Origin of the sequence: Blautia sp. OM06-15AC, assembly GCF_003481425.1 — a bacterium.
Taxonomy (GTDB): Bacteria; Bacillota; Clostridia; order Lachnospirales; family Lachnospiraceae; genus Fusicatenibacter; species Fusicatenibacter saccharivorans.
Genome location: NZ_QULD01000010.1, coordinates 102,076 through 109,209, shown reverse-complemented (window position 1 = coordinate 109,209; position 7,134 = coordinate 102,076). Strand labels below are relative to the sequence as shown.

General features: G+C 48.9%; 4 protein-coding genes and 1 tRNA gene. All 5 read right to left on the bottom strand.

Annotated elements, in window-relative coordinates; all coding sequences use genetic code 11:
• Positions 1-466: 466 nt before the first annotated feature.
• Positions 467-554: transfer RNA gene (locus tag DXB83_RS13020), tRNA-Ser, on the bottom strand.
• A 200-nt stretch (positions 555-754) separates the two neighbouring features.
• Positions 755-1,459, bottom strand: a complete 705-nt coding sequence (locus DXB83_RS13015) for a lysophospholipid acyltransferase family protein (protein ID WP_118697739.1) — start codon at positions 1,457-1,459, stop codon at positions 755-757.
• Positions 1,460-1,533: 74 nt separating this feature from the next.
• Entirely contained in the window at positions 1,534-4,041 is a 2,508-nt protein-coding gene (gyrA, locus tag DXB83_RS13010; protein ID WP_118595954.1) for a DNA gyrase subunit A, read from the bottom strand.
• 30 nt (positions 4,042-4,071) lie between these two features.
• Complete coding sequence (gene gyrB, locus DXB83_RS13005; RefSeq protein WP_022462277.1) at positions 4,072-6,003, bottom strand: DNA topoisomerase (ATP-hydrolyzing) subunit B; 1,932 nt, start codon at positions 6,001-6,003, stop codon at positions 4,072-4,074.
• Positions 6,004-7,101, bottom strand: coding sequence for a DNA replication/repair protein RecF (gene recF, locus DXB83_RS13000; RefSeq protein WP_118697738.1), 1,098 nt, complete (start codon positions 7,099-7,101; stop codon positions 6,004-6,006).
• Positions 7,102-7,134 lie beyond the last annotated feature (33 nt).

The following is a 7,134-nucleotide window of genomic DNA, read 5'->3' as shown; positions in this document are numbered from 1 at the left end:
ACGCCGCCAGCGTTCATCCTGAGCCAGGATCAAACTCTCTGATAAAAGATTTGTTCCAAGTTCAAAATCAACATACTAGCTAATTTATCCCTTTTACTGTTTTAAAGGATCTTTCGATCGTTTTGAATTACTTATTCAGAACTTTCGAGGATGTGTTTCATTGTTTAATTATCAAGGATCTTTGCTGTTCCGACTCGGATCAGCTCGTTTATTTTATCACAGAGCTTTTCGTTTGTCAAGAACTTTTTTGATTTATTTTTTGAAGTTTTTTAACTTCTTCGCTGTTCTTTCGATCAGCAACTCGTTTATTTTATCAAACTCATTCGCTTTTGTCAAGAACTTTTTTAATTTATTTTTTGGATTAGTTTTTTCAAACCTATCACCAACTCTGCTATCTTATCAGATGTGAAACTGTTTGTCAAGAACTTTTTCCACAAAAAATATCATTTTGTTTTTGGCTTTTAAACGGAGAAGGAGGGATTTGAACCCTCGCGCCGGTTACCCGACCTACACCCTTAGCAGGGGCGCCTCTTCAGCCACTTGAGTACTTCTCCAAATGCCTAAATATAAAATGATATGTGTGGTCACTCATTCGTGACGCATGGTTTATTATACAAAAACCTTACATTCTTGTCAACCCATTTTTTCGATTTTTTTGTTTTTTTCTTACCATAATAGAAAATACGCTTTACAGAGCCCTGCCAGTCCCTTATAACGGTAAAAAAAGAGCGCATGATACGCTCTTTTTTTACCGCTATGCGGTTACAACCGCTTCAATTCTCTTCTTTACCATCTCGGCAATCTCTGTCGTCTTCATTCCCTGGTACTCCTCATACGGGATTGGATCGAGGAAATGAACTTCGACTGTTACGGGACGAATCGTATTGGAGTCAAACGGAACAAAACAGTTTTTTAACGCAACCGGCACAATCGGACATTTTGCTTTTACCGCAATCTTAAAACTGCCGCTTTTAAACTCCAGCAGCTGGTTTCCCTTCCTGCTCCTCGTTCCTTCCGGAAACAGAATGATATTTTTCCCGTCTTTTACAACATCCGCTGCCTCATTAATCACCTGCATCGACTGCCGCAGATTTTCCCGTTCCATAAACAGCGCATGAATACAGGCAAAGACCTGCTTTAAAAACGGAACATGCTCTACTTCTTTTTTGGCAACAACCGTAAAGGTACGCGAGCACGCTCCTGCGATCGCCAGCACATCGTACAGTCCCTGGTGATTCGGATACATCACAAAACCGTCCTGCTCCGGAAGAGTTTCTGCTCCATAGGATTCCACAATGACGTTTCCGCCTTTGTTCGCCCGCTGTACAATAAAGCGCAGCATTTTAAAGTGCTCTTCCAGACTGTACTTGTCCGGATGCGCTGCATGGTAACAGAGCCGGCACCACATCCACGGAACCAGAAGCAGATTCCGCAGCACCATCAGTAAAATTCGTTTCATATTTTTCTCCCCTTCCCCAAACGAGAAAAACGTGCCTGAGCTTTTTTCTCTCAGACACGTTTTGCGACGCTGTATTATTCCTTCGTTTCCTCAGAAGCACTTTCGGTCTCTTCCACCGAAACCGGAGTCTCCTCGGATGCCTCTTTGTCTCTTACCTTTGCAATGCTGGCAACCTTGATTTCACCGTCCACATCCATCAGCTTGACACCGGACGTGATCCGTCCCATAACAGAAATGCCGGAGCATGGTGTACGGATAATGATTCCCTCTGTGGTAATCATCATAATCTCATTATCCTCATTGACTGCCTTGGAACCGATCAGGTTTCCGGTCTTTTCGGTAATCTTATAGCATTTGACACCCTTGCCGCCGCGGAGCTGTACGGTAAACTCTGCCATCGGCGTCCGTTTGCCCATGCCGTTTTCGGATACGACAAGGAGATAGTCTCCCTGCGTGCAGATCTGCATGCCGACTACTTCATCGCCGTCCAGAAGGTTGATGCCGCGTACACCCATGGAAACACGGCCTGTCGTACGCACATCGTTTTCCTTGAAGCGGATACACTGGCCGAATTTCGTTACCAGAATAATCTCTTTCTCGTTATCAGTTGTCTTAACTTCAATCAGTTCATCATCATCGCGGAGCGCAATGGCAGCAAGACCCGTTTTTCTGACGTTCTCGTACTCTTCGAGCGGCGTCTTCTTCACCAGTCCCTTTTTCGTTGCCATAAACAGATAATGGCCCTTCTCATATTTGCGCATTGGAATAACAGCGGTAATCTTCTCTCCCGGCTGCAGCTGGAGAAGGTTGACAATCGCCGTTCCTCTTGCGGTTCTGGACGCCTCCGGAATCTCGTATGCTTTCAGACGGTAGACTCTTCCCGTATTCGTAAAGAACATGAGGTAATGATGGGTCGTCGTCATCAGAAGCTCCTCGATGTAGTCGTCCTCGATGGTCTGCATGCCCTTGATTCCCTTGCCGCCACGGTTCTGGCTGCGGAAGTTGTCAACGGTCATACGTTTGATATAGCCCAGTTTCGTCATGGTGATGACGGTATTCTCGCGCGGAATCAGATCCTCCATGGAGAGATCGTACTCATCAAAGCCGATGGAAGTTCTTCTGTCATCGCCGTATTTTTCGGATACGGTCAGAATCTCCCTGCGGATAACGCCAAGAAGCACCTTGCGGTCTGCGAGGATGGCTTTTAACTGCTCGATGCGCGCCATCAGCTCTTTGTACTCGTTCTCGAGCTTCTCCCGTTCCAGACCGGTCAGAGCGCGCAGACGCATATCTACGATTGCCTGGGCCTGGGCATCACTCAGATCGAAGCGTTCCATCAGGTTCTTCTTCGCCTCTGCCGCATTCGCGGATGCACGGATGATATGGATCACTTCGTCAATATGGTCAAGCGCTTTTAAGAGTCCTTCCAGAATATGGCTTCTCTCCTGCGCTTTGTTCAGGTCGTATTTCGTTCTTCTCGTCACAACCTCTTCCTGGTGCTGCAGATAATACGTCAGCATCTCCAGAAGGTTCATGACTTTCGGCTGATTGTTTACCAGTGCAAGCATGATCACACCAAAGGTATCCTGCATCTGGGTATGTTTGTACAGCTGGTTTAAGATGACGTTTGCATTGGCGTCGCGGCGCAGTTCGATACAGATGCGCATACCCTCACGGTTGGAGTGGTCCGCAATGCCGGTGATGCCGTCGATCTTTTTATCTCTTACCAGCGCGGCGATGTTCTCGATCAGGCGCGCCTTGTTTACCATGTACGGGATCTCGGTTACGATGATCTCGCTCTTTCCGTTCGGCAGTGTCTCGATGTTTGATACCGCACGAACACGGATTTTACCGCGGCCGGTACGGTAAGCCTCGTCGATGCCGCGGGTGCCGAGGATTTCTGCTCCGGTCGGGAAGTCAGGGCCTTTTACAATGCCGAGAATCTCCTCGAGATCTGTCGTACGGTCCTCCTCGATGATATTATCAATAATTTTTACAATGGCACTTACCACCTCGCGCAGATTGTGCGGCGGGATGTTCGTTGCCATACCGACTGCGATACCGGAAGTACCGTTTACCAGAAGGTTCGGGTAGCGGGCCGGCATAACAACAGGCTCTTTTTCGGTTTCATCAAAGTTCGGGGCGAAGTCTACGGTGTCTTTGTTGATATCCGCCAGCATCTCCATCGAGATTTTGCTTAAACGTGCCTCGGTGTATCGCATAGCCGCAGCGCCGTCGCCGTCGACGGAACCGAAGTTTCCATGGCCGTCCACCATCGGATAACGGGTTGCCCAGTCTTGTGCCATGTTGACGAGTGCTCCGTAGATAGAGCTGTCGCCGTGCGGGTGATATTTACCCATCGTATCACCGACGATACGCGCGCACTTACGGTGCGGCTTATCCGGCGTATTGTTCAGTTCACTCATGGAGTACAGAATACGTCTCTGTACCGGCTTTAAGCCATCGCGGACGTCTGGAAGTGCACGGGATGCAATTACGCTCATCGCATAGTTGATGTAGGATTCCTCCATCGTGTCTTTCAGATCGACCTCGTGAATTTTATCAAAAACATTATCTTCCATCTTTTCCTCCACTTCAGTTCACAGGACTTTTTAGATATCCAGGTTGTTTGCGTATTTTGCTCTCTCTTCGATAAAGTCACGGCGCGGTTCTACCTTGTCGCCCATGAGCGTATTGAAGGTAAGATCAATTTCAGAAGAATACTCTTCATCGAACACAACGCGGCGCAGAACACGGCGTTCTGGGTCCATGGTGGTCTCCCAGAGCTGCTCCGCATCCATCTCTCCCAGTCCTTTGTAACGCTGGATCTTATTATCTCCGCGTCCGATCTCATTGAGGATCTGATTCATCTGATCGTCATCGTATGCGTACCATACTTTTTTGTTTTTCTCAATCTTGAACAGCGGCGGCTGTGCCAGGTAAACGTGGCCCTGTTTGATCAGCTCCGGCATGAAGCGGTACAGGAACGTCAGCATCAGTGTGTCGATGTGCGCGCCGTCGACATCGGCATCGGTCATGATGATGATCTTGTCGTAGCGCAGTTTGGTGATATCGAAATCGTCGTGGATTCCGGTTCCGAATGCCGTAATCATCGCTTTGATCTCGGCATTGGCATAAATTTTATCGAGACGTGCTTTCTCTACATTCAGGATTTTTCCACGCAGAGGCAGGATCGCCTGCGTTGCACGGCTTCTCGCGGATTTTGCGGAACCGCCCGCGGAATCTCCCTCGACCAGGAAGATCTCACAGTTTTTCGGATCCTTGTCGGTACAGTCTGCCAGTTTTCCAGGCAGGGACATACCGTCCAGTGCGGATTTTCTTCTCGTCAGGTCACGCGCTTTTCTTGCAGCCTCTCTCGCACGCTGGGAAAGCAGGGACTTTTCAACGATCGTTTTTGCGACAGCCGGGTTCTGCTCCAGGAACAGCTCGAGCTGAGTGCTCACGATATTGTCGACTGCTCCTCTCGCCTCGCTGTTTCCAAGTTTCTGCTTTGTCTGGCCCTCGAACTGCGGCTCCTCGATTTTGATGCTGACAATCGCCGTCATACCCTCGCGGATATCCTCTCCGGTCAGGTTCGGTTCGCTGTCTTTTAACAGTTTATTTGCTCTTGCATATTCATTAAAGGTTTTCGTCAGCGCATTCCGGAAGCCCACGATATGGGTACCGCCCTCCGGCGTCGTAATGTTGTTGACGAAACCGTACGTATTTTCCTGATAGGAATCGTTGTGCTGCATCGCAACCTCAACGAGAACGCCGTCTCTTTCTCCCTCGCAGTAGATGATGTCCGGGTAGAGCGCCGTTTTGCTCTTGTTCAGGTAGCTGACAAACTCTTTGATACCGCCCTCGTAGTGGAATGCTTTTTCCACTACCGGATCCGTGCGCAGATCGCGCAGAACAATGCGCAGTCCCTTGGTCAGAAATGCGGTCTCGCGGAGTCTTGTTTTTAAAACGTCGTAATCATAAACCGTCTCCTCGAACATCGTGTCATCCGGCAGGAAACGGACCTCGGTACCTGTTTTTTCGATCGGACAGGTATCGATGACCTCCAGCTTATTCATGGTTTTTCCGCGCTCATACCGCTGGAAGTAAACCTTTCCATCGTGATAAACGCGCACCTCAAGCCAGTTAGACAGCGCATTTACAACGGATGCACCAACGCCGTGCAGACCGCCGGATACCTTGTACCCTCCGCCGCCGAACTTTCCGCCTGCGTGCAGCACCGTAAAGACAACCTCAACGGCCGGAAGGCCCGACTTATGATTGATGCCGACCGGAATACCACGGCCGTCGTCGATGACGGTGATGGAGTTGTCCGGGTTAATCGTAACGTCAATATTTTTGCAGTATCCTGCCAGTGCCTCGTCTACCGAGTTGTCGACAATCTCATAGACCAGATGGTGAAGTCCCCGTGCGGAGGTACTGCCGATATACATACCTGGGCGCTTCCGTACGGCTTCCAGACCCTCCAGAATCTGAATCTGGTCTGCACCATACTCTGTCTTTTCCATGTTCTCTGTACTCATTTAGATTCCTCCTGTTTCTTTGTGAAACACAGATCCCTCGACCACCTGGAATACGCTGTTTGCCTCAAAATGATTTTCGACAAACTCGTCCAGTCCGGTACAGGTAATCAGTGTCTGTATGCTGTGAATGCTCTGCAGAAGATAATTCTGCCGGCTGCCGTCCAGCTCCGACAAAACATCATCCAGCAGTAAAACCGGTGTATCGTGAATTTCCTCCTCGACCAGACGGATCTCCGCCAGTTTCAGCGAAAGCGCCGCCGTCCTCTGCTGCCCCTGGGAACCGTATTTACGGATATCAATGTCGTTGACCCGCACACAGAAATCGTCCCGGTGCGGCCCGGTGTAGGACTGTCCGAAACGCAGATCACGCTCTCTTCCGGCTTTTAACTCTTCGGAAAACCCTTCCTCGGACACATTCGGTTCATAGGTAATCAGAATCTGCTCCTTTCCTCCGGTCAGATTCTGATGGATCTCGGATAAAATATCATTCAGGCGGCTGATAAATTTTTTCCGCTCGGAAATAATGCTTGTTCCATAGCGGACCATCTGCTCATCCCAGATCTCGAGCGTATCCGCCATTCTGCCGGAAAACGAAATCTCTTTAAGCAGCTTGTTTCTCTGCGCCACCACTTTATTATAATTGGCAAGCTCGATCATGTATAGTCTTGACAATTGACAAATTTCGCTATCCAGGAAACGCCGGCGCTCCGCAGGACCATTTTTGATGATATTCAGGTCCTCCGGAGAGAAAAACACAATATTTACAATGCCAAAAAGTTCCGACGCTTTGCGGATCGGAACTCCATCGATGGCGATTCCCTTGGATTTATTTTTTTTCAGATGCATATCGATTTTATGCGTGCTGCCGTTCCGCTCCACCATCATCCGGATATGGGCTTCCTCCCGGTCAAACTGGATGATTTCGCGGTCCTTGCTGCCGCGGTGCGATTTTGTCGTACCCGCGAGATATAAAGCCTCGAGAATATTCGTCTTTCCCTGGGCATTGTCGCCGTAGAGAATATTCGTTCCGGGGCTGATATTTATGCATAAACTCTCATAATTCCGATAGTTCTTCAGTTCTAAAGATTTGATATACATGAGCACTCGTCCGTGAAAAATCAGCTTAAGTTT